The 23,483-nt window shown below is 69.7% G+C and carries 17 protein-coding genes; 10 read left to right on the forward strand and 7 right to left on the reverse strand.

Features of this window, described 5'->3' with window-relative positions:
- Positions 1–66 precede the first annotated feature (66 nt).
- Entirely contained in the window at positions 67–420 is a 354-nt protein-coding gene (locus AB0E94_RS44410; protein WP_360339831.1) for a hypothetical protein, read from the reverse strand.
- 73 nt (positions 421–493) lie between these two features.
- Positions 494–1,312, reverse strand: coding sequence for a hypothetical protein (locus tag AB0E94_RS44415; RefSeq protein ID WP_360339834.1), 819 nt, complete (start codon positions 1,310–1,312; stop codon positions 494–496).
- Between the two features lie 280 nt (positions 1,313–1,592).
- Here AB0E94_RS44415 and AB0E94_RS44420 point away from each other — a divergent pair, with 280 nt between their 5' ends.
- From AB0E94_RS44420 to AB0E94_RS44445, 6 genes are read left to right on the forward strand one after another with little or no spacing between them, the layout of a single operon-like run.
- The gene (locus AB0E94_RS44420; protein WP_360339836.1) at positions 1,593–2,885 is read left to right on the forward strand and encodes a sugar ABC transporter substrate-binding protein; all 1,293 of its coding nucleotides are present in this window, start codon (positions 1,593–1,595) and stop codon (positions 2,883–2,885) included.
- Positions 2,882–3,790: a sugar ABC transporter permease gene (locus AB0E94_RS44425; protein ID WP_360339839.1), complete on the forward strand. Its 909-nt coding sequence runs from the start codon at positions 2,882–2,884 to the stop codon at positions 3,788–3,790. Before AB0E94_RS44420 ends, AB0E94_RS44425 begins: the two co-directional genes overlap by 4 nt.
- Positions 3,787–4,602, forward strand: a complete 816-nt coding sequence (locus AB0E94_RS44430) for a carbohydrate ABC transporter permease (RefSeq protein WP_360339842.1) — start codon at positions 3,787–3,789, stop codon at positions 4,600–4,602. The genes AB0E94_RS44425 and AB0E94_RS44430 overlap by 4 nt, the downstream gene beginning before the upstream one ends.
- Before the next feature lie 8 nt (positions 4,603–4,610).
- Entirely contained in the window at positions 4,611–6,494 is a 1,884-nt protein-coding gene (locus tag AB0E94_RS44435) for a beta-L-arabinofuranosidase domain-containing protein (protein WP_360339845.1), read from the forward strand.
- Between the two features lie 9 nt (positions 6,495–6,503).
- Positions 6,504–9,023, forward strand: a complete 2,520-nt coding sequence (locus tag AB0E94_RS44440; RefSeq protein WP_360339848.1) for a beta-L-arabinofuranosidase domain-containing protein — start codon at positions 6,504–6,506, stop codon at positions 9,021–9,023.
- Positions 9,024–9,038: 15 nt separating this feature from the next.
- Positions 9,039–14,453 carry an Ig-like domain-containing protein gene (locus AB0E94_RS44445; RefSeq protein WP_360339851.1) on the forward strand — a complete coding sequence of 1,805 codons (5,415 nt, stop codon included), beginning with the start codon at positions 9,039–9,041 and terminating at the stop codon, positions 14,451–14,453.
- 33 nt (positions 14,454–14,486) lie between these two features.
- On the opposite strand, the gene AB0E94_RS44450 is transcribed toward AB0E94_RS44445, so the two are convergent.
- Positions 14,487–14,714 (reverse strand): hypothetical protein, encoded by a 228-nt coding sequence (locus AB0E94_RS44450; RefSeq protein WP_360339853.1) that lies wholly within the window; start codon positions 14,712–14,714, stop codon positions 14,487–14,489.
- Position 14,715: 1 nt separating this feature from the next.
- Here AB0E94_RS44450 and AB0E94_RS44455 point away from each other — a divergent pair, with 1 nt between their 5' ends.
- Genes AB0E94_RS44455 through AB0E94_RS44470 form a run of 4 tightly spaced genes read left to right on the forward strand, consistent with a single transcriptional unit; the run spans position 14,716 to position 19,825 of the window.
- Complete coding sequence (locus AB0E94_RS44455; RefSeq protein WP_360339855.1) at positions 14,716–17,724, forward strand: family 43 glycosylhydrolase; 3,009 nt, start codon at positions 14,716–14,718, stop codon at positions 17,722–17,724.
- A 58-nt stretch (positions 17,725–17,782) separates the two neighbouring features.
- Positions 17,783–18,391 (forward strand): hypothetical protein, encoded by a 609-nt coding sequence (locus AB0E94_RS44460; protein ID WP_360339954.1) that lies wholly within the window; start codon positions 17,783–17,785, stop codon positions 18,389–18,391.
- 11 nt (positions 18,392–18,402) lie between these two features.
- Positions 18,403–19,350 carry a hypothetical protein gene (locus AB0E94_RS44465; RefSeq protein WP_360339858.1) on the forward strand — a complete coding sequence of 316 codons (948 nt, stop codon included), beginning with the start codon at positions 18,403–18,405 and terminating at the stop codon, positions 19,348–19,350.
- A 22-nt stretch (positions 19,351–19,372) separates the two neighbouring features.
- Positions 19,373–19,825 carry a hypothetical protein gene (locus AB0E94_RS44470; protein WP_360339861.1) on the forward strand — a complete coding sequence of 151 codons (453 nt, stop codon included), beginning with the start codon at positions 19,373–19,375 and terminating at the stop codon, positions 19,823–19,825.
- A 274-nt stretch (positions 19,826–20,099) separates the two neighbouring features.
- On the opposite strand, the gene AB0E94_RS44475 is transcribed toward AB0E94_RS44470, so the two are convergent.
- The 4 genes from AB0E94_RS44475 to AB0E94_RS44490 all read right to left on the reverse strand — a co-directional run bounded on the left by AB0E94_RS44475 (position 20,100) and on the right by AB0E94_RS44490 (position 23,481).
- The gene (locus AB0E94_RS44475) at positions 20,100–20,858 is read right to left on the reverse strand and encodes a 3-hydroxyacyl-CoA dehydrogenase (RefSeq protein ID WP_360339864.1); all 759 of its coding nucleotides are present in this window, start codon (positions 20,856–20,858) and stop codon (positions 20,100–20,102) included.
- A gap of 191 nt (positions 20,859–21,049) precedes the next feature.
- On the reverse strand, positions 21,050–21,652 hold the full coding sequence (locus AB0E94_RS44480) for a TetR/AcrR family transcriptional regulator (RefSeq protein ID WP_360339867.1): 603 nt from the start codon (positions 21,650–21,652) through the stop codon (positions 21,050–21,052).
- A gap of 30 nt (positions 21,653–21,682) precedes the next feature.
- A complete protein-coding gene (locus tag AB0E94_RS44485; RefSeq protein WP_360339870.1) occupies positions 21,683–22,510 on the reverse strand; it encodes a carbohydrate ABC transporter permease in 828 nt (275 codons plus the stop codon).
- 2 nt (positions 22,511–22,512) lie between these two features.
- Entirely contained in the window at positions 22,513–23,481 is a 969-nt protein-coding gene (locus AB0E94_RS44490) for a sugar ABC transporter permease (protein WP_360339873.1), read from the reverse strand.
- Positions 23,482–23,483: the final 2 nt, after the last annotated feature.

Consider the following 23,483-nt stretch of genomic DNA (forward strand, 5'->3'; position numbering starts at 1 on the left):
CCACGCCCTCATCGCCCTCGCCAAACTCCACCTCGGCGGCTACAACATCGACCTACCAGGCCGCACCTAACCCACACATCCACCCGGAGAGCCGAAAAGTCGTGCAAGATCCGCGGGCAGCGGGCAGCGGGCAGCGGCGGTCGCGCGGTAGGTGTCCGGGTCCGACCATTCGTGCGGACGGCGTACCTCAGCGAAGTTTGCATCGACCTGGACCACCGGGGATTCGGTGAGCTGCCGGAGGGTTTCCTGGGCCTTCGGCTCGGTGCTGGCCACGAGATGCGCGGCGGCCGGGATGCGCGGAGCGAGCAGCCGGGCCGCGGCGAGGCCCTCGGCGCCGAGATGCCAGTCTTCGGCCGGGATGTCGGGCTCGATGTGTGGCATGGCGTGCCGGACGAGCAGCAGGCGTGTTCCGGGAAGCATGGATCAATGGTGACGCCCGGCCGGCGGGGAAGCCGGCCGGGACGGGTTCACCTACTTGTGGGGGACGGCGCGGTCAGTACCCGTAGCGGCTCTTCAGGTGCCGCCACCAGTCACGGAACATCCAGGCGTCGAACTCGGTGATGGACGCGCTGCTGCCCGCCCGCATGATGAAGTTCGTGACGCCGCTCGGGGTCCAGTCGTAGAAGTCGTCCAGACCCCACGTGTGGCCGAGCTCGTGCAGCAGGATGGTGATGTTGGCCGCGTTGATGTTGTTCATGAAGTACTCGCGGCCCATCCGCTGGCCCCAGTCGCCGCCCGCGCCGCCGCCGAAACCGTCGGTCAGCCACAGTGACTGGTCGTAGTGGCGTGCGTAGCCACCGGGGCAGCTGGGGTACTGCCCGTTCTGGTTGAAGAACCGCCCGCACGGGGTCGAGCACTGCGGGGCGTTCTCCCGGATGTCGTTGACGTAGATGTCGACCGACGTGTCCGTCCACTGGAGCTGCGAACGGTTGCGCACCGCCCAGCCGACGACCTTGACCGGCACGTCACCGTACGGCCAGGCGTTGTGCCCGACGAGCTCGTCCATCCACTTCTTGTGCTGCCGGGCCAGGGCGGCGTGGATCTGGTCGCGCTGGGCGGCCGTCACCGACGCCGACGAGTCCCAGCGGACGCAGTAGTTGATGTACCCACGGTTGGCCATGATCTGGTCCCAGCCGTAGTTGCGGAACCCGTACAGGTTGCCGTTGTTGTAGGTCTGCTCCTGGTGCTGCCAGACCTGGTTGAGCGGGGTGACCAGGTTGGCCGGTGGACTCCAGGTGGCCGGGGCGGCCAGGGCGGCCGAGGCCGGGGTCAGGAAGATCGCCAGGAGGATGGCGATCAATTTCCTTCGCATGGATCCCTCCTTCGAGACGAGGCACCGACGCGACTGCGACGTAGCATCGATGCGATTCGATGTTCGGGCCACGCTGCCTTACGAAACCGTTTTCGGCAAGATGTCCAACTCGTTACGCGCCGCGCCGCGAAGCCTTGACAGGTCGTTTGCTCGAGTATTACGTTCCTGAAAACCTTTTCGGTCCAGCATGGACGCCAGATATTCCAGGTGAGCCGCGCGATTCCATAGCGGCTGCTGAAACCTTCCGAAACTTTCTGAAAGCGATTCATGGAGGTACTCCGTGCGAAGAATCCTGGTGTGGACCGCGCTGGCGGCCCTGATGGCGGGCCCGTTGGTGGCCTGCTCGTCCGATGACGGAGAGGGCGAGGCGCAGGCGCCGACCGCGGCGGGGGTCGACGGTGTCGACGACGGCTCCGAGCTGACCCTGTGGACCCGGGCGCCGCTGGAGCTCCAGGCCAAGGCGCTGGTCGACGCGTACAACAAGTCCCACAAGAACCAGGTCAAGCTGACCATCGTCCCGAACGACGACTACGTGGCGAAGGTCGGCGCCGCGGCCGGCAGCGGCGACCTGCCCGACCTGTTCGCGGCCGACATCGTCTACGTGCCGAACTGGACCGAGGCCGGGCTCTTCTCCGACCTCACCGAGAGCATCGCCAAGCTCCCGTACGCCGACAAGATCAACCAGGGGCACCTGACCGCCGGCACGCACGAGGGCAAGAAGTACGTGCTCCCGTTCGTCCTCGACCTGTCGGTGATCTTCTGGAACAAGGCCCTCTACAAGGAAGCCGGCCTCGACCCGGAGAAGGGCCCGACCACCCTCGACGAGTTCAAGCAGCAGGCCCTGGCCGTGCAGAACCTGAAGAAGGCCGACACCTACGGCACCTACTTCGGCGGCAACTGCGGCGGCTGCAACGTCTTCACCTGGTTCCCGATGGTCTGGGCCAGCGGCGAGGAGGTGATGGACCCGGAAGGCAAGAAGTCACTGCTCAACGGCGCCGCGTCGCAGAAGGTCTACAGCACCTGGCGTGACCTCCAGACGGCCGGCGCGATCGCGCCCGGCTCGAAGGACGAGACCGGCGCCACCTGGGTCGCCGCGTTCCAGGAGGGCAAGATCGGCGTGATGCCGTACCCGGCGACGCTGCTGCCCACCGCGTCGAAGACGGTCGACGTCGGCGTCACCGGCATCCCGGGTGTCACCGGCGGCCAGTCGACGTTCGTCGGCGGCGACGGCATCGGCATCTCCAAGGACGCCAAGAAGACCCAGCAGGCGTGGAACTTCATGGCCTGGCTGATGTCCGAGAAGGCGCAGGTCGACGTGCTCGCCGCCGGCAACAGCACGGTCGCCCGGACCGACCTGGCCGACAACCAGTACTCGGCCAAGGACCCGCGGGTCGCCACCATCAACAAGGTCGCCGGCCTGCCGGCCAGCAAGACCCCGGTCGCGGTCAACTTCCAGCAGGCGTTCAACGCGCCGGGCAGCCCCTGGGTCACCCTTCTCCGCAACCAGGTGTACGGCGACGCGTCCACTCTGGAGAAGGACAACGAAGCGGTCACCCAGGTGCTCGGCCAGTGAGTGTGGCCACCCCGCTTGACGTCAGCGAGCGCGCCGGCCTGGTGGACAGGCCGGCGCCCGCCCGGCGCCGAGCACTCACCGGCTGGGCCTACGCCGCGCCCACCGCCCTGTTCGTGCTGATCTTCTTCGTGGCGCCGATCCTGCTGGTGGGCCGGATGTCGGTGTCCGACTGGGGGCTGTTCGCCGGCAACCGCGGCCTGAACGCGCCGGAGAACTTCACCGACGTCGCCGAGTACCGGCTGTTCTGGCCCGCGGTCTGGTTCACCGTCAAGTACACCCTGGTCACCACGGTGATCCTGCTCGGCCTGGCCCTGCTGCTCGCCCTGATCGTGCAGGAGTCCAGCCGCTGGACCGGGTTCCTGCGCACCTCGTTCCTGGTGCCCAGCGCGCTCGGCCTGGCGTCGGCGTCGCTGCTGTTCTACGCCCTCTACTCACCGCAGAGCAGCCCGTTCGGGTTCCTCGGGGTGTCCTTCCTGGGCACACCGACGGCCGCGCTGTGGTCGACGGTCGCGCTGATCGTGTGGCGGTTCGCTGGCTTCTACATGCTGCTGCTCCTGGTCGGGTTGCAGGGCATCTCGGCCGACGTCTACGAGGCGGCGCGGCTCGACGGCGCCGGCCGCTGGCAGACGTTCCGCTACGTCACCCTGCCGCTGCTGCGGTCGTCGATCGCGCTGTGCACGATCCTCTGCGTCACCGGGTCGATGCTCGCGTTCGACCAGTTCTACCTGCTCACCAAGGGCGGGCCGGACAACAGCACGCTGACCATCGTCCAGCTGATCTACAACTTCGCGTTCTTCGGCGGCAACGACCTGGGCCGCGCCGCCGCACTGTCCATCATGCTGCTGGCCGCCCTGCTCATCGCCAACGTCCTCCAGTTCCGGGGACTGCGCGGGAAGGAAGGGTGACGCGCGTGTTCCGTACCCCGCAGAAGGTTTTGACCGGCGGTCTTGCCCTGTTGTTCCTGTTCCCGCTGCTCTGGGCGAGTGTCGCCTCGGTGAGCCCGCAGGCCGGCTCGGCGCAGATCGGCGGGTGGGGGTTCGGCAACTACCGGACTCTCGCGAACTATCAGGCCGGCATCGGCCAGTACCTGCTGAACTCGACCGCGGTGTCGCTGATGACGGTGGCCTTCACGCTGCTGGTGTCGCTGCTCGGCGGCTACGCGTTCGCCCAGTTCCGGTTCCCCGGCCGCGACCTGCTCTTCCTGGTCACGCTGGCGATCCTGATGGTGCCCTACGCGACCCTGCTGATCCCGCTCTACGTGCTGCTCAACCAGCTCGGCCTGCAGGACTCGCTGCTCGGGCTGGCGCTGGTGCTCACCATGTTCCAGCTGCCGTTCGCCACGTTCATGATGCGGATCTCGTTCGAGTCGGTGCCCAAGGACCTGTCCGAGTCGGCGCAGGTCGACGGCTGCGGCACCCTGCGCACCCTGCTGTACGTGCTGGTCCCGGCGGTCAAACCGGGCCTGATCACGGTCGGCCTGTTCGCGTTCCTCGCCGCCTGGAACGACTTCATCACCCCACTCGTGCTGATCAGCGACTCGGCGAAGATGCCGCTCCCGCTGGCCGTGGCCAACATGCGCCAGCAGGTGATGGGGATCGTCGACTACGGCGCGACCGAGGCCGGCGTGGTGGTGCTCGCGCTGCCCTGCGTCGTCCTGTTCCTCGCACTGCAACGGCACTACGTCCGCGGTTTCATGTCCGGCGCACTCAAGGGCTGATGATTCACATGACGATCGACGAAACACTGGCCACCGCCGTGTCCGGAATGCCGGTGGCGCCCACCCGGGGCCGGCTGCGGCCCCTGGGCGTGGGCGAGGTGACCCTGCGGCCCGGTTTCTGGCAGCGGCGCCAGGACACCAACTCCGCGCACACGCTGGCGCACATCGAACGCTGGCTGGAGAAGGCCGGCTGGCTCGCGAACTTCGAACTGGCCGACGTGGGGGAGCGGCGGGGGCGGGAGTTCGCCGACACCGAGGTCTACAAGTACCTGGAGGCGCTGGCCTGGGAGTACGGCCGCACCCGCGACCCGGAGATCGACACCCGGTACCGGGCGATCGTGCGCCGGGTGGTCGCCGCGCAGGAGCCGGACGGCTACCTCAACACCCGGTACGGCCGGCCCGGCCAGGCGCCGCGCTACAGCGACCTGGAGTGGGGGCACGAGCTCTACTCGTTCGGCTACCTGATCCAGGCCGCGGTGGCCCGGGCCCGCACGTACGGGCCGGACGAGCTCCTCGAAGCCGCGTTGCGGGCGGCCGACCACGTGTGCGCCGAGTTCGGTCCGGAGGGCCGCAACGGGATCTGCGGGCACGCCGAGATCGAGCTGGCGCTGGTCGAGCTGTACCGGCTGACCGGGGTGCGGCGCTACCTCGACCAGGCCCGGCTGTTCGTGGAGCGGCACGGCCACCGGACGCTCGCCGACATCGAGTTCGGCCGGTCCTACTTCCAGGACGACATCCCGGTCCGGGACGCCGAGGTGTTCCGCGGGCACGCGGTCCGGGCCACCTACCTGGCCGCCGGGGCGGTCGACGTGGCGGTCGAGACCGGCGACGCCGGGCTGCTCGACGCGGTCACCAGGCAGTGGCGCAACACGGTCGCCCGGCGCACGTACATCACCGGCGGCATGGGGTCGCGGCACCAGGACGAGGCGTTCGGCGAGGACTTCGTGCTGCCGCCGGACCGGGCCTACAGCGAGACGTGCGCCGGGGTCGGGTCGGTGCTGCTGTCGTGGCGGCTGCTGCTGGCGCACGGCGACCCGCGGTACGCCGACCTGATCGAGCGGACCCTGTTCAACGTCATCGCCACCTCGCCCGGCGACGGCGGCGACCGGTTCTTCTACACCAACACCCTGCACCAGCGGACCCTCGGCGCCGAACCACCGGCCGACGTGCAGGTGCCACGGGCCGCCTCCAACCTGCGCGCCCCCTGGTTCGACGTGTCCTGCTGCCCGACCAACCTGGCCCGCACCTTCGCCAGCCTGGGCGCCTACCTCGCGACCGTCGACGACGACGGCCTGCAGATCCACCAGTACACCCCGGCTGTCATCCGGACCAGCGCCTACCACGTGGAGATCGACACCGCGTACCCGGACGACGGCCTGATCTCGATCCGGATCGTGGCCGGCCCGGACACCCCGTGGACGCTCAGCCTGCGCGTTCCGGCCTGGGCGTCCGGCGCGACCCTGGACGGCCTGCCGATCAGCCGCGGGCTCGTGCAGCTGCGCCGCGACTTCACCCCGGGCCAGGTCCTGCAACTGCGGCTTCCGGTCCAGCCGCGGCTGGTCGCCGGAGACGACCGGATCGATGCGGTACGCGGCACCGCAGCCGTCGAACGCGGACCGGTCGTCTACTGCCTGGAGTCGGTGGACGTGCCGCCGGATGTGGCGTTCGACGCGCTCCGCCTGGAGCCGGGCGCCGTCCCGGTCGACGCGGACGGCACCGTCCTGGTGACCTGCCGCCCGTCCGCCGCCGCCGATCACGACTGGCCGTACCGCCCGGCGACGCCCGCCGGTGACGCCGCGCCGGTGCAGGTGGCCCTGCATCCCTACCACAGGTGGGCGCGCCGCGGCCCGTCCACCATGCGCGTCTGGATCCCCCTGACCCCCGAGAGGTGAGTCCACCAGATGTCCGACAGCCCGATGAGCCGGCGGCTCTTGCTGCAAGCGGGCGCCGCCGCCACGGTAGCGACCATGATCCCGTCCCCGGCCGACGCCGCCCCCGCCAAGTGCGCCACCACCGTCAACGGCCTGCCGGTGCCCCGCTCCTGGCGGGCGGTGCCGTTCTCGCTGAACCAGGTCGACCTGGCCCCGAGTGTCTTCACCGAGAAACGCGACCGTCTCCTGGCGTACGCCCGCGCCTACCCGGCCGACCGGATCGTGGCCAACTTCCGGGCCGCCGCCGGGCTGGACACGCTCGGCGCACAGCCGCCGGGTGGCTGGGACGACGCCACCGGCAACCTGCGCGGCCACTACAGCGGCCACTTCCTGTCGATGCTGGCGCAGGCCTGGGCCGGCACCGGCGAGACGGTGTTCAAGGAGAAACTCGACCACATCGTCACGGCACTGCAGCAGTGTCAGGACGCGTGGGCCACCCAGGTCGGCCTGCCCGGCACCCCGCCACCACCGGCGACCTGGACCGGCGGCGGTCTGGAGCTGTCCGGCGACGGCCAGTACGTGGGCCTGCCGGACGCCACGATCGACGGCCTGACCGCGGCCACCATCGTGATCCGGTTGACGATCGACGAGCTGCGCACCTGGTCGCGGGCGTTCGACTTCGGGGCCGGCCCGGCCGTCAACATGTTCCTGACGGTCCACGACGGCGCCGGCCCCCGATTCGCGATCACCACCTCGGGCAGCGGCGGTGAGCAGCGCATCCCGGTGGCCACGCCGCTGCCGGTCGGCGAGCCGGTGACGCTGGCCGTCACCCTGGACGGCCGGGTGGGCACGCTCTACGTGAACGGCGTCGTGGCCGGGACCAACCCGGCGATGACGCTGACCCCGGCCGACCTGGGCGCCCCGAAGAACAACTGGATCGGCCGCTCCCAGTACGGCGACGCCGGCCTGAAGGCGGTGGTCGACGAGTTCCACCTGTTCGACCGGGCGCTCACCGCCGAGGAACTGGCCACCGCGACCGGCAACCTGGCCTGGTACCGGTTCGACGAGACGGCCGGGACCACGGTCGCCGACTCGTCGGGCCGGGGCTGGGACGCCGCCGTCGTCACCGGTGTGGGCGGGCCGCCCGGGCCGAGCCACGCCGGGTTCCTGGCCGCGTACCCGGAGACCCAGTTCATCCAGCTCGAACAGTACGTGACCTATCCGGCGATCTGGGCGCCCTACTACACCTGCCACAAGATCATGCGCGGGCTGCTCGACGCGCACACGCTCGGCGGGAACGCCACCGCGCTGGCCGTCGCCCGGGGCATGGGGCAGTGGGTGCACTCCCGGCTCAGCAGACTGCCCCGCGAGCAGCTCGACCGGATGTGGTCGCTCTACATCGCCGGCGAGTACGGCGGCATGAACGAGGTGATGGCCGACCTCGCCACCCTCACCGGCGACCGGACGTTCCTGACCACGGCCGGCTACTTCGACAACACGAGGCTGCTCGCAGACTGCGCGGCCGGCACCGACACCCTCGACGGCAAGCACGCCAACCAGCACATCCCGCAGTTCCTCGGCTACCTGCGGATGTTCGAGCAGGGCGCGGGCCGCGACTACCGGGCGGCGGCCGAGAACTTCTACGACATGGTCGTCGGGCACCGCACCTACGTGCACGGCGGAACCGGTCAGGGCGAGGTGTTCCGCAAGCGTGACGTCATCGCCGGCAGCATCGTGACCTCGACCAACGCCGAGACGTGCGCGGCGTACAACATGCTGAAGGTGGCCCGGAACCTGTTCGCCCTGACCCCGGACGCGCGGTTCTTCGACTACTACGAACGGACCCTGGTCAACCAGATCCTCGGATCCCGGCGGGACGCCGACAGCACCTCGGATCCGCTGGTCACCTACATGCTCCCGGTCGGTCCCGGCGTGCGGCGCGGTTACGGCAACATCGGCACCTGCTGCGGCGGCACCGGCCTGGAGAACCACACCAAATATCAGGACGCTGTCTGGTTCCGATCACCCGACAACAGCGTCCTGCACGTCAACCTCTACATCGCCTCCAAGCTGCGGTGGGCCGAGCGGGGCGTCACGGTCACCCTGGCCGGCGACTACCCGCGGTCGCCTTCGGCGACGCTGACGATCACCGGCCGGGCCCGGTTCGATCTCCGGCTGCGGGTTCCGGCGTGGGCCCGGCAGGACTTCACGGTCAAGATCAACGGCAAGCTTCAGCGGGTACGGGTGACCGAAAGCGGTTACGTCAGCCTCAACCGGGACTGGCGTACCGGCGACCGGGTCGAGGTGTCCTTCCCGTTCCGTCTGCACGTCGAGCAGACCGTCGACGACCCGTCGCTGCAGGCGCTGCTCTACGGCCCGCTCGCCCTGGTCGCCAAATCGTCCGCGACCGGCTACCTGCAGATCTCCGCGGATCCCACCACCGCGATCCCGGGCCCCCGCCCGCTCACCTTCACCCTCGGCGACGTGCTGTTCGAGCCGCTCCTGCTCGGCGACAACGCCAGCTATCACACCTATTTCCGTCGTATCTGAGAGGTGTCCTCGTCCATGCCGGCACCCCGCTCCATACTCGGCGCCACCACCGCCGCCCTCCTGCTGCTCACCACCCTCTCCTCGGTCGCCGCGCACGCCGCCCCGAACGCGAACACCCCCTACCCGGTGTTCAAGGGCGACGCGAACCCGGTTCCCGACGACCGCACCGGCTACCACACCCGTAACCAGCTCCAGGCCGTCTTCGACGCCGACGTGGCCGCCGGGGCCGGCAGCGCGCCCGGCCAGGACTTCTGGATCGACCGGATGCTGGCCCGCACCGGCAACCAGCCCGGCGGCTCCAACGGCGACGCCAACCAGTACCTGTTCAGCCGGGGGCGGGCGGTGTTCATGAAGACCCACCAGCCCGGCGTCCTCGGGTTCGGCGGGGAGATCGCCTACATCGAGTCGCTGGCCCAGAGCGGCTACACGATCACCGCGTCCGTCGGCGGGACCGAGGTGGCGCTCACCGAGGACCCCGCCCAGCGACGGCAGACCCCCAGCTACTGGCAGAGCGTGTTCACCAGCAGCAGCGCCGGGCTGAAGGTGGTGCAGACCAAGTTCATCACCGACGCGAACGTGGCGGTCACGAACCTGGAGCTGTCCGCCACCAACGGCACGGCCAAGGACGTCGTCCTCACTGCCCGGTCGCCGCTGGCCCGTACCGCAGCCGGGTCTGACCCTGAATTGACCGGCGCCGTGCGGGCCTTCAACAAACTCACCGACCTGTTCCCGCGATTCTCCGGTGACGGGTTCGCGCCGGTCGACGGAACGCTGCGGCGGACCGTCGCCGTGCCGGGCAGCGGCGCGGCCGTCACGAAGGTGCAGCTCGGCCTGGTGGCCAAGGAGGTGCCGGCGTCGGCGGCCGACTACGCCCATGTCCGCGGGCTCGCGCCGGGCGCCGCGTTCACCGAGCACGTCACCGCCTACAACAGGTGGTGGGCGCAGAACGTGCCCTACCTGGACACCCCCGAGGACAACATCGACAAGACGTTGTTCTACAGGTGGTGGCTGATGCGCTACAACTTCCTCGACGCCGATCTGCCCGGCAACGACTACCAGTTCCCGACCTCGATGGAGGGGGTGCTGGGCTACAACAACGCGATCGTCCTGACCGTCGGCATGTTCGTCGACGACCTCAAGTACTTCCGTGACCCGGCCTACTCCTACGGGCCGTGGCTGTCCGCCGGCGAGGTCGCCAAGAGCGGCAAGTACGTGGACAACCCGGGTGACCCGGCGAACTGGTCGAACAGCTACACCCAGTACATCTCCGAGGCGGCCTGGCGGTCCTACCAGCTGCACGGCGGCCCGGCGGCGGTCGCCCGCAACCTCGGCGAATACGCCGAGTACGACGTCAAGGGGCTGCTCGACGCCTACGACAACGACGGCAACGGGCTGATCGAGTACAACTGGGGCGCGATGACCGGCAACGACGCCGACGCGGTGTCGTTCGACTGGCGGGCCGGCAACCTGGACCGGACCGAGAGCGCCTACCTCTACTCCAACGCGAAAGCCGCGGCGGCCGCCTACCGCACCGCCGGCGACACCGCCAAAGAAGCCGAGATGGAGGCGTTCGCCGAGCGGATCAAAGCCGCCGTCCTGCAGTACCTGTGGGAACCGGCCCGGACCACGCCCGACGAGATGGGCCACTACGGCAACCTGCTCAAACACCGGCACGTCGCCTCCGGTGATCTGGTGCCGTGGAAGGAGATCAACAACTACTACCCGTACGCGGTGGGGTTGATGCCGAACACCGCCGAGTACCGGGAGGGGCTGCGGCTGTTCGCCGACGACGCCCAGTACCCGATCTTCCCGTTCACCACCGCGAACCAGGCCGACAAGGCCGCCGCGGCCGCGCAGGGCGACCCGGGCAGCAACAACTTCTCGGTCATCAACTCCACCGTGACGTTCCGGATGCTCTCCTCGGTGCTGCGCAACTACCCGACGTCGTATGTGAACGCCGAGTGGTACAAGAAGCTGCTCTACTGGAACGCCTGGGCCCACTACCAGGGCAACGGCGACAACAGGTACCCGGACCAGAACGAGTTCTGGGCCGACGGGTCGGCGGCGGGCCAGAGCATCGGCTACCGGTCCTGGATCCACCACACCATCCTCGGGGCCACCAACTTCACCGTCATCGAGGACGCGATGGGGCTGCGGCCGCGCTCCGACGCGAAGATCGAACTCGACCCGATCGACATCGGCTGGGACCACTTCACCGCCAACAACGTCCGCTACCGCGACCGGGACCTGACCGTGGTCTGGGACGCGCCGGGCGGTCAGCGGTATTTTGGAGATACGCCCGAGGGTTACTCGGTGTATCTGGACGGGCAGCTGGCCTTCACGGCCGCTGCTCTGGGGAAGATCGTCTTCGACCCGGCGACCGGTGCTGTCGAGTCTTCGGTCCCGGTCACCGTCGGCTCGGCTCTCCCCGTGAAGGCTCCGCAGGAGGTCACCTTCGCGGCCGACGCGCGGATCACCGACGTGCTGGCCAAGGCCGGTGTCGACCCGTCGGCGAACGTCGCCCAGGGCCGTCCGGCCACCGCCTCCTACTCGGCGTCCGGCCGTGGCCCGGCCGGTGCGGTCAACGGCACGACGATCAACGAGCCCTTCTGGGGCACGGCCGGATCCACCACCGCCTCCGACCAGCTCACCGTCGACCTCCAGGGCTCCCGCACGGTCGACGACGTGCGCGTCTACTTCTACAAGTCGACGACCACCGCCACCGTCCAGGGCTACGCGCCACCCGCGCAGTTCCTGGTCGAATACCACGACGGCACCTCGTGGCAGGTCGTGCCGGGACAGAGCCGGTTCCCGGCCTACCCGCGCGGCAACCTCAACCAGGTCCGGTTCCCGGCGGTCACCGCGACCCAGCTGCGGGTCACCGTCCAGCACGCGCCGGGATTCAAGACCGGCATCAAGGAGATCCAGGCGTACGACACGGGCGTGCCCGCGCCGGACCCGGTGAACGCCGCGCCGCTCGCTGACGCCTGGATCGACTCCACCTACAGCCAGGCCGGTTCGGTACGGCTGCTCGGGCTCGCCCAGGACGACGGCGCACCCGGTACTCCGCTGACCGCGCAGTGGTCGGTGGTGTCCGCGCCGGCCGGCGGCTCGGTGGCGTTCGACCCGGCCACCTCGCCGGACACCGTCGCCCGGTTCACCGCCTCCGGCCGTTACACGCTGCGCCTCACCGTCGGCGCGTCCACCAAGGACGTCGTCGTGGACGCGACCGCGCTGGCCGAGGGCGAGATCAACGTGGCGTCGACGGCCACCCCGTCGGCGAGCTACACGGCCGGCTGGAACAACGTCAACGCGGTCAACGACGGGAAACCCTCGCTGTTCACCGGGGGAGCACAGACCGATCTGTGGGGCACCTGGACCGGGAACGAGCCGTCCACCCGCTGGTTGCAGTACGACTTCCCGCAGGCGGTCCGGGTGGACCGGGCGTCGATCGACTTCTGGTCCGACAGCACCACCGGCGGCAGCGGTGTCGCCGTGCCCACCTCCTGGAAGATCCAGTATTGGGACGGGCTGAACTGGCAGGACGCCAACGGATTCGTCGCGGCTGTTCGTGGCCGGACCAACGAGGTGTCGTTCGACCCCGTCACCACGACGCGGCTGAGGGCCACGTTCAACGCCCTGCCGAACACGGCCGGTACCGCCTACTCGGCGGTCGGCGTCTCCGAATGGCGGGTGTACGCGGCGGCGGCCAGTTCGATTCAGGGCGTCGACGTGCGTACCACCACCGGGGTCCTGCCGCAGTTGCCGGCGACCGTCGAGGTCACCTACGCCGACGGGACGCGACTGCCGGTCGCCGTCGCCTGGGGCGCTGTCGAGGCGTCGCAGGTGGCGCAGGTCGGCGACTTCCGGGTCAGCGGATTCGTCGCCGGGACCACCCTGACCGCCTCCGCCCACGTGTGGGTGCGCGGCACCGACCCGGTGCAGATCAACACCGTCGACCCGGTCACCGTGAGCACACCGATCGGGGTCGCGCCGGTGCTGCCCCCGGGGGTGACCGTCGGATACAACGACGGCTCGCGGCAGACCGGCATCGGGGTCACCTGGGCCGCCGTCGACCCGGCGTCCTACGCGGCGGCCGGCACGTTCGAGGTGTCCGGGCAGGTCGCCGGCACCGACAAGCCGGCCACCGCAACCGTCACCGTCGGATCCGGCGGACCGGCCGACACGTCACCGCCGGTCACCACGCTGACCGCCGACCCGGCCGGAGCGTGGACCACGTCCGCGGTGAAGGTGACCGCCACGGCCACCGACAACCGGGACCAGTCACCGTCGATCGAGATCGCGGTCGGCTCGGGGGACTGGCGGGCCTACACCGGGCCGGTGACCGTCTCCGACGAGGGCGCGACCACGGTGAAAGCGCGGGCCACCGACGACGCGGGCAACGTCTCGGTGGTCACCCAGCGGATCGTCGGCATCGACCGGACGAAACCCTCGGCGGCGGCGACGTTCGACTCCGGGGCCCGGGCGGTCACCGTCACCGGTACCGACGCGCTCTCCGGGATCGGGGCGGTGCAGTATCGGCTGACCGTCGGCGGTGTCGTCACCCAGGACTGGACGACCGCGAACGGGGCCGTGCCGATCGGGTCGTCGGCGACCACTGTCGACTACCGTTCGGCCGACCTGGCCGGCAACACCTCCGACGTCGGGACCCTGCAGGTCGCGGCCGGGCAGTCACCGGTCAACGTGGCCCGCACCGGCACCGCGTCGGCGTCCTACACCCCGGCGTGGATCACCGTCGACAACCTCAACGACGGGGTGCAGCCGACCGGGGCGAGCGGCCCCAACACCGACGTGTGGAACACCTGGCCGCAGGTCGGGGACCAGTGGATCCAGCTCGACTGGGCCGCGCCGGTGGCGGTCGACCGGACCCGGATCTGGTTCACCGCCGACCTCGACGAGTCGGGGGCCGGGGTGGCGCCGCCCAGCGCCTGGCGACTTCAGTACTGGGACGGGACGGCGTTCCGGGACGTCTCCTCAGCGGGCGCCTACGGCACGTCGGCGACCTCGTGGAACACGGTCACGTTCGACAAGGTGACCACCACGCGGCTGCGGGCGCTGCTCACCTCCGCCGGGACGGTGGAGGGGTCGGGCGCGCCGGGTGTGCAGGAGTGGGAGGTCTACGACGTGCCGGCCACTCCACCGTCCGCCGATGTCGAGGTCCAGGCGCGTGCCCAGTGCACGGCCGGGAAGGCGTATGTGGCCGTCACCGCCCGTAACACCGGTGACGTGCCGCTGAACATCCAGCTCCTCACGCCCTACGGAACGCGGACGGTCACCGGGGTGGCTCCCGGCAAGTCGGCCTACCAGGCCTTCAACAGCCGTCTGGCGATCCTGCCGGCCGGCGCCGCCACGGTCCGTGTCGACGACGTCGAGCTTTCCGCACCCTATGCGGCTCTGAGCTGCACCTGACGCGTGGCCGGGCGCCCCTTCCCGGGCGCCCCGTCACCTCGCTGTTTCCGTCACCTCGCTGTTTCCGTCACCTTGCCGTTTCCCGTCACCTTCTGCTTCATCGCGACCTTCCGCGTCCTTGCGACCTTCCGCTTCCTCGTCACCCTCTGCTTGCTTGCCACCTTCCGGTTCCCATCCGCGATCTTGTTGATTTCGGGCACACCGTCTTTCGTGCAACTCCACAAGATCGCGGTTCGGGCTTGTCTCGAACAGGAAGATCACCGTGAGACCGCTCAACGCAGTGGTCGCCGGGCTGGTCGCGGCCGGGCTGCTCCTCGTAGCGCCCGCCGCACCGGCCCGGGCGGCCGACCCGTACACCTTCACCAACACCGTCAATCCGATCCTCGGCGACGGCTCCTACTACTCGGCTGACCCCGCGCCGCTCGTCGCTGACGGGCAGCTCTACATCTACACCGGCCACGACGAGGCCGGGCCCGCCGTGAACGACTTCGTCATGAACGAGTGGGGCGCGTTCCGTACCTCCGATGTCGCCGGGGGCGAGTGGACGCACCACCCGTCGCTGATGCGCCCGGAAGGGGTCTTCGCCTGGGCGACACCCGGCCGTGCCTACGCCGGCCAGGTCGTCCGTGGCCCGGACGGCCGCTACTACTGGTACGTCCCGGTCAGCGAACGCGACTCGACGGCCGCCAACCGCTTCGCGATCGGGGTGGCCGTCTCGGACACGCCGACCGGCCCGTGGACCGACCACATCGGCGGGCCACTGATCTCGCAGCGCACCCCGACCGCCAACACCATCGAGAACATCGACCCGACGATCCTGGTCGAGGGACAGCGGGTGTTCGTCTACTGGGGAACGTTCGGCCAGCTGCGGATGCTGGAGTTCCAGGCCGACATGAAGACGCCGGTCGGCACCCAGCAGACCGTCACCGGGCTGACCGGATTCTTCGAGGCGTCCTGGCTGTTCAAGCGGGGCAGCACCTACTACCTGGCGTACGCCGGCAACAACGCCGGGCCGGCCTCGGCGTGCACACCGGCCAACTATCACGCGTGCATCGCCTATGCGACCGCCACGTCGCCGACCGGGCCGTGGACCTATCGCGGCACCATCCTGCCGCCGGTGTCGTCGACGACCAGCCACCCGGGGATCGTCGAGTTCAACGGCCAGTGGCACCTCGTCTACCACACCGCAGATGCTGTCGGTGGCGGTCATTTCCGCAGGTCGGTGGCGATCGACAGGGTGGAGTGGGACGACACGGTCAGTCCGGCGCGGATCAAGCCGGTCGTCGTCACGCCGGCCCGGCAGGCCGACCGCACTCCGCGCGCCAACGTAGCCCATGCCGCCAAGGTGACCGTGTCCAACGATCCCGTGCCCACCCAGTACTGGGTGAAGGCGCTCAACGACGAGATCGTGCGGGCCAACCCGTTGCCGCCGGACATGTGGGGCACATGGACTGCCGTCAACCCGAATCAACAATGGATCCAGTACACATGGAATCAACCCTTGCGGATCAACTCGTCACAGATCGAGTTCTGGAACGACCAGCCGCAGGGCACTGGAGTCGGGGTAGCCGCACCGGCGAAGTGGAAGATCCAGTACTGGGCTGACGGCCAGTGGACCGACGTGCCGAATCCGAGCGCCTATCCGACCGGGACGCAAGGATTCCAGAACACGACGTTCGACCCGATCACCACCACCCAGGTGCGGGCGATCTTCGACGCGTCGACGAACGGGAGCACGTATTCGGCGGTCGCCGTCGAGGAGTGGAAGATCCTCGCCGCACAGCCCGCCTCCGTCGCGGCCCCGCAGATCACCGTCGAGGTCGGCGAGACCGCGCTACCGGGTGCGGTGCCCGTCGTCTTCGGCGACCAGACACTTCAGGTCCCGGTGTACTGGGATGCCGTCGACCCGGCCGACGTCGCCCAGCCGGGCACGTTCACGGTCGGCGGGAGCGTGCTCGGATATGCGGCGGGCCGGGTCACCGGCCAGGTCACGGTGATCTCACCGGGGGACACCGAAGGCGACGTCACCGCGCCGACGCTCACCCTCACGCCCAGCGGCAGCGCGGGGACCGGAGGATGGTTCCGGTCGGCGGTCACCGTGCGGGCCTCCGCCGTCGACGACCGCGGTGGGCGGATGACGATCCGGACCACGGTGGACGGAGTCGAGACCGTCGTGTCGCCGGTCCGTTCCGCTGACGCCACCGTCACCGGGGACGGGCGGCACACGGTCACCGCCGTCGCCACCGACCGGGCGGGCAACGACTCGGCGGTCGCCCGGCTCGGTGTGGACATCGACGCCGCCGCGCCGACGGTCTCGGGAACCGTCGCCGATCGTCGCGTGACCATCACCGGCGCCGACGCGACCTCGGGGCTGGCACGGCTCGAATACGCCATCGGCGCCGGAGCATGGACCGTGTACTCCGGACCGGTCAGCGCGCCCGACTCCGGGAAACACACCGTGTCCGTCCGGGCCGTCGACCAGGCCGGCAACACGTCGGCCGCCCAGCAACTGGTGATCCCGGCTGACCTGTCCGGGCCGCTGACCGGCAACGTCGGGCCGATCGCCGTGCCGACGGCGTCGTACACCGCCGGGTGGAACAGCGTCGGCGCGCTCAACGACGACAGCGATCCGGCCTCGCCGAGCCAGGCGCAGATCTGGGGCACCTGGTCCGGGACCCGGCCGGCCAGCCAGTGGATCCAGTACGACTGGACGCGGGCGATCCGGCTCACCGGGGCGTCGATCAAGTTCTGGCGCGACAGTGCGCAGGGCAGCGGTGACGGCGTCGCCGAGCCGGGCAGCTGGAAACTGCAGCACTGGGACGGCACGGCGTGGCAGGACGTCACCGGCGCTTCGGCGTACGGGACCAGCAGCACCACCTTCAACACGGTCACCTTCGATCCGGTCGTCACGTCCCGGCTGCGCGCGGTCATCTCGGCGAACGGGAACGGGACCACCTACTCGGCGGTGGCCGTCACCGAGTGGCGGGTGACCGCGGACGAACCGCCATCGGTGCCGGTGACCGTCACGGCACAGCCACGATGCCTGGCCGGGAAGGTCTACCTCGCCGTCACCGCACGTAACGGTCACACCGTTCCGGTCGACATCGAGCTCGATTCGCCGTACGGCAAAAAGGTCTTCATGTCGGTCGTGCCCGGCGGAAACGCCTACCAGTCGTTCGCCGCCCGGGTGTCTTCGGTGCCCGCCGGATCCGCCACCGCAACCACCGGCACCAGCGTCGTCACCGCCCCCTACGCCTCGCTGACGTGCTGAGGCCGTCACCTGCTCCGTTTCGCCGTTTCGCATTGTCGAGGAGGAATAGTTGAAAGCCATTTCCCGGCTGAGCGTGGCCGCCGCATGCTCGATCTTCGTCGCCGCTGTCCCAGCCGTCGCATCCGCCGACCCGGGTGACCCCGCCCAGGTCCAGGTCACCGTCGACATCACCGAGATCGAGGAGCCGGGCGTCCTCGCCCTCACCGTCGCCGGCAACTCCGTCGCATTGACGGAGAACGGCTCCGACCTGCTGGTACGCCAGTTCACCGGCACCCTGCCGACGGTCACCGTGACCGACACCCGCACCGCCGCCGAGATCCCGGCCGGCGCCGCGTGGGCTGTTCTCGGCAGTTCCAGTGACTTCACCGGAACCGCCGGGCAGGCTCCGATCAGCGCCGCCCACCTCGGTTGGAAACCGCGCCTCCTGAACGGCGGCAACACCGGCCTGGTCTCCGAAGGTGAGGAGGTGGTGACCGTTCTCGATCAGCCCACCCAGCCCGGTAACAACGTCGGCCTTGTCGACCAGGAGCTGCTCGTGTCCACCTACGACTCGGCCGAGGTGACCGGCGGCGCGTACACCGTCAACGCCGACCTCACCCTGCGTGCCCCCGCCGACGTGGCCGCCGGCTCCTACCGGTCCACCCTCACCCTGTCCCTGTTCGAGTAAGGACACCTGCCGTGCGCCGTGCCGCCGTCGTTCTCGCCGCCCTGGCCCTGCTGCTTCCGGCGGCGCCGGCGGCGGCCGCGCCCACCACCGTGACCTGGACGGTTCAGCCCGCGTCGGCGGCCGGGCCGGACGGCCGCCGCTGGATCGAGCAGACCCTCGACCCCGGCGGGCAGGTCACCGAGCACCTCGCCGTCCGCAACCTCGGCAAGACGTCAGCGGTGTTCACGCTCAGTGCCGCCGACGGTTACCTGACCGCCAAGGGCCGCTTCAACATGCTGCCCTCCGATCAGCGGTCGGTCGGTGGCGGCACGTGGGTGAGCGTCCCTGCGTCGGTCACAGTCGCCGCCGGCCAGACCGCGGTGGTTCCGTTTCTGATCACTGCTCCGGTAGGTGTCACCCCCGGTGACCATCCGGCCGGCATCGCCGCGTCCATCGCCGGCCGGCAGGGCACGGTCCAGATCGAAAGCCGGGTCGGCTTCCGGTTGCTGCTGCGCGCATCCGGCACCCTCCAGCCGTCGGTCACCGCCGACAAGATCACCATGCGGTACGCCCGGACGTGGAACCCGTTCCGGCCGGGCACCGTCGAGGTCGCCTGGACCACGGCGAACACCGGAAACGTACGTCTCGACATACCCGGCACTGCCGCGGTCTCCTCCCTGGCCGGAACCCGGACGGTCCCGGTCACGGCGGGTGAGCTGCTGCCCGGCGGCGCCCGCCCGGTGTCGGCCCGGATCGACGGAGTGTGGGGCCTGGGCCGCCTGCGCACCACGGTGACCCTGACCCCGCCCGGCGCCCCACCGGCGACCGCCACCCTCACCACCTGGGTGATGCCGTGGCCCCAGCTCCTGGTCGTCGCGGCCGCCGCGCTCCTGATGCTCGCCTGGCGCCTCCGCCGCCGTCACCTCAGGTCGATGCTGGCCCGGGCCCGCGAGGAGGGCCGACTGTCCGCTGCCGGTTGACCCCGTCGATCATCATGAATTCATGAAGATCCTGTGCCGAGACCCGTCCGGTCAGTGGGTGCACTGGCGGGTCGGCCGCCGCCGTGGGGTGTGGATCGGAGGCGGCCCCACCGGCGAATCGCTGTTCCATCTCCACGGCCTGGAGTCGGAGTGCCTCATCCTGCTGATTCTGTTCGTCCCGTTCTTCTGGCTGGCCAAGATCATCGTGTTCCTGCTGGCCACAGCGGTGATGTGGCCGTTCCGTTTCCTCACCGGCCGCTGGACGGTCGTCGCCTACGAACTCAACGACCCCACTGAACGCCCCGCCATCCGCCGCAAGGTCCGAGGCCGCAAGGCAGCCGACGCCCTGGCCCGCGAATGGGCAACCATCATCAAGCGCGACGGCACCCTGGACCCCGCCGTGGCCGAATCGGTTCTGGTCCCGGCCGGCCAAACAGACCGTCAGCCGTCGCCCAGCGACCTTTCGGTGCTCTGATTACCGTGCTGAGCGACGGCTGGGGGGGGTCGGGAGACTGCCAGCCGTCGCTCACCGCCTTTTTGGGGCTCTGATTACCGTGTTGGGCGACGGCTGGGGGGTCGGGAGTTCGTCGGCCGTCGCTCACCGCTCTTTCGGTGCTCTGATTACCGTGCTGGGCGACGGCTCGGGGGTTCGGGAGACTGCCGGCCGTCGCTCACCGTTCTTTCGGCGGCCTGAATACCGTGCTGGGCGACGGCTGGCGGTCTTCAGCGGTGCGGAAGGGCGGCGGCGGTCAGCGCGGGGCCATCCGGATGGCGCCGTCCAGGCGGATGGTCTCGCCGTTCAGCATCGGGTTGTGGATGATCGACAGGGCCAGGTCGGCGAACTCGGACGGCTTGCCCAGGCGGGCCGGGTGCGGGACCTGGGCGCCCAGTGAAGCCTTCGCGTCCTCGGGGAGCCCGGCCAGCATCGGCGTCTCGAACAGGCCCGGGGCGATCGTCACCACCCGGATCAGGGACTGGGCGAACTCGCGGGCGATCGGCAGCGTCATCGCGGCCACGCCGCCCTTCGACGCGGAGTAGGCGGCCTGGCCGATCTGTCCGTCGAACGCCGCCACCGAGGCCGTGTTGACGATGACGCCGCGTTCGCCGTCGACCGGTTCGGCGCGGGCGATGCGGATGGCGGCCAGGCGGATCACGTTGAACGTGCCGATCAGGTTGACCTCGATGGTGCGGCGGTACTCCTCGAGCGGGAACGGGCCGTTCTTGCCGACCACCCGGGCGGCGGTGCCGATGCCGGCGCAGTTGACCACGACCCGCAGCTGCCCGAGCGAGTCGGCGGCGTCGAGGGCGGAGGTCACCGACTCCTCGCTGGTCACGTCGGCCGGGGCGAAGATGCCGCCGACGCTTTCGGCGACCGTCTTGCCGTCCGACGACGGCAGGTCGACGATCACCACCTGCGCACCCTCGGCGGCGAGCGCCTGCACGGTGGCCAGGCCGAGGCCGGACGCGCCACCGGTGACGAGCGCGACGTCGTTGCGGGTCAGTCTCACGGTGAGTCCCTTTCGGAGTGCGGCAGGCCATGCCGAGTCTCGCGCGAGGCTGCAGAAACAGTCAAGACTGTCTGTTTCCGCATCCCCCCGCGATCTTGTTGACTTCCGGCACGCCTGTCTCGCGGAAGTCCACAAGATCGAGGAATGGCGGGAGGAGGGGGCGGCGCGAGGGGAGGTGGAGAGGGAGGAGGTCAGGAGAGGAGGGCGTGGCGGGCTATCTCGTTCCAGTGCTCCAGCATCGGCTCGGTCCGTGGGTCCCGGATGTCGAAGGCGTAGCTCAGTGCCGTACCCCGCATGCTCGTGAAAAGCACCGGCCGGACCGGAAGGTAGAGGGGGCGCGCGACCAGATCGGGGCCGAAGAGCTGGTCCATCCGCTCGCGGATGGCCCGGCCGAGCCGCCGCTCGGCCGGCGCGATCGCCTCGGCCAGCGCCGGCTCGGTCCGGGCGGCGACCCACAACTCGGTCGCCGCCCAGAAGCTCGGCTCCTGGAAACTGGCCCACAGACAGTCGACGACCACGGCGATCCGCTCGCCGGGCCCGGACACCTCGGCGATCCGCGAGGTGAGCGGGCCCGGCACCGGCGCCTCCAGTTGCGCGGCGAAGATGTGGTGCGCCGCCGCGACCAGCAGCTCCTCCTTGGAGGGGAACTGGTGCAGCATCCGCCCGCGCGACATGCCCGCCTCGGCCTGGATCGACATGGTGCTGGTCCGGGCGTAGCCGTCACGCAGCAGGCAGGTGACCGCGGCGTCGAGGATCCGCGAGCGGGACTCAAGGCCCCGGGCCGAGGTGGTCATGGATCAACAATACCGGTCAGGATTGACTGTTCAGCCCTTCACCGCCCCGGTCAGGCCGCCGACGATCCGGCGCTCGAACAGGCTGAAGAACACCAGTGCCGGGATCATCGACAGCGACGTGAACGCGAGCACCTTCGCGGTGTCCACCGAGTACTGCGACGCGAACGCCTGCACCCCCAGCGGCAGCGTGAACGCGTCCTGGTCGTTGAGGATGAACAGCGGCAGCAGGTACGAGTTCCAGCTGCTGATGAACGCCAGGATGCCGGTGGTGATGAGTCCCGGGACCGACAGTGGCAGGACCATCCGCCAGAAGAACCCGAGCCGGCTGCACTGGTCGATCGCGGCCGCCTCCTCGATCTCGCGCGGGATCGCCTGCAGGAACGGCACCAGGATGATGATCGTGGTGGGCAGCCCGAACGCGATCTGCGGGAGGATGACGCCGGGCAGCGTGTTCACCAGGCCGAGGTTCTTGATCAGGATGTACAGCGGGGTGATTGCGACCGTCACCGGGAACATCAGGCCGGCCGCGAACAGCGCGTACATCGCTCCCCGGCCCCGGAACCGGTAGCGGGCCAGCACGTAACTGGCCATCACCCCGAGCACGACGACACCGGCGGTGGTGACCGCGGCGGCGATCGTCGAGTTGCCGACCTGCCGCCAGAAGGTCGCACTGGCCAGCACGTCGGTGTAGTTGCCCGGCACCCACGGGTCGGGCAGCCCGGCCGGGTCGGTGGTGATCTGCGAGTTGGTCCGGAACCCGCCGACGATGATGTAGAGGACCGGCCCGAGCATCAGTCCGATCAGCGCGAGGGCGGCGACATAGACCACCGGATTGCCCTGCCGGGTCTGGGTGGCCATCGTTACCGTCCTTCGGAGAGGGTGTCCCGGCGCAGCACGAACCGCTGGTACACGAGCGCGATGATCATCGAGATGAAGAAGAGCACGACCGCTACCGCGTTGCCGTACCCGTAGTTGCCGGCGTTGCGGCCCTCGGTGACCATGTACGTCGCCATGGTCGAGGTGCCGGCGGTCGACGCGACGTACTGGCCCCAGATGATGTAGACCAGATCGAACAGCTGTAGTGCGCCGATGATCGACAGGAAGGCCCAGATCCGGATGGTCGGCCCGAGCAGCGGCAGGGTGATCCGCCGCTGGGTCTGCCAGTAGGAGGCGCCGTCCATCGCGGCGGCCTCGGACAGTTCCTCCGGGATGTTCTGCATGCCGGCCAGGAACAGGATCACCGCGAACCCGACGTACTTCCAGGTCAGGATCAGCATCAGGGTCCAGATGGCCAGTTCCGGATCGGCCAGCCAGTCGTTGGCCAGCCCGTCCAGGCCGATCGACCGCAGGACCCCGTTGACCGCGCCCTCGGTCTGCAGCAGCAGCGCCCAGGCCGTCCCGACGATCACTTCGGAGATCACGTACGGCACGAAGATCAGCACCCGGATCAGCGACTGGCCACGCATCCGCCGGTTGAGCAGCAGCGCCAGGCCGAGCGCGATCGGGCCCTGGAGGACCAGCGACAGCACCACGATCTGGGCGTTGTGCCAGAGCGCCTCGTGGAACAGCTTGTCCTGGAGGATGGTGACGTAGTTGTCGAGCCCGACGAAGTTCGTCGGCGGCCCGAACCCCTTCCACCGGTAGAAGCCGTAGTAGGCGGCCATCACCACCGGGGTGATCACGAAGCCGAGGAACATCAGGACGGCCGGGCCGGACAGCGCCGCGATCTCGAGGCGCTGCGCCCAGCCGATGCCACGCCGGCGGGGCCGGGCCGGGGGCGGCGCCGCGACGCCACCCCCGTCCCGGACTCGGGTGCTCAGGGAGACCAACC

The organism is Actinoplanes sp. NPDC026670, from assembly GCF_040638175.1.
In the GTDB taxonomy this organism is placed as follows: domain Bacteria; phylum Actinomycetota; class Actinomycetes; order Mycobacteriales; family Micromonosporaceae; genus Actinoplanes.

Bases quoted from the DNA above. Each gene is read 5' to 3' on its own strand.
- AB0E94_RS44410 (WP_360339831.1), bottom strand. From the start codon at position 420: ATGCTTCCCGGAACACGCCTGCTGCTCGTCCGGCACGCCATGCCACAC.
- AB0E94_RS44415 (WP_360339834.1), bottom strand. From the start codon at position 1,312: ATGCGAAGGAAATTGATCGCCATCCTCCTGGCGATCTTCCTGACCCCG.
- AB0E94_RS44435 (WP_360339845.1), top strand. From the start codon at position 4,611: ATGACGATCGACGAAACACTGGCCACCGCCGTGTCCGGAATGCCGGTG.
- AB0E94_RS44440 (WP_360339848.1), top strand. From the start codon at position 6,504: ATGTCCGACAGCCCGATGAGCCGGCGGCTCTTGCTGCAAGCGGGCGCC.
- AB0E94_RS44445 (WP_360339851.1), top strand. From the start codon at position 9,039: ATGCCGGCACCCCGCTCCATACTCGGCGCCACCACCGCCGCCCTCCTG.
- AB0E94_RS44470 (WP_360339861.1), top strand. From the start codon at position 19,373: ATGAAGATCCTGTGCCGAGACCCGTCCGGTCAGTGGGTGCACTGGCGG.
- AB0E94_RS44480 (WP_360339867.1), bottom strand. From the start codon at position 21,652: ATGACCACCTCGGCCCGGGGCCTTGAGTCCCGCTCGCGGATCCTCGAC.
- AB0E94_RS44485 (WP_360339870.1), bottom strand. From the start codon at position 22,510: ATGGCCACCCAGACCCGGCAGGGCAATCCGGTGGTCTATGTCGCCGCC.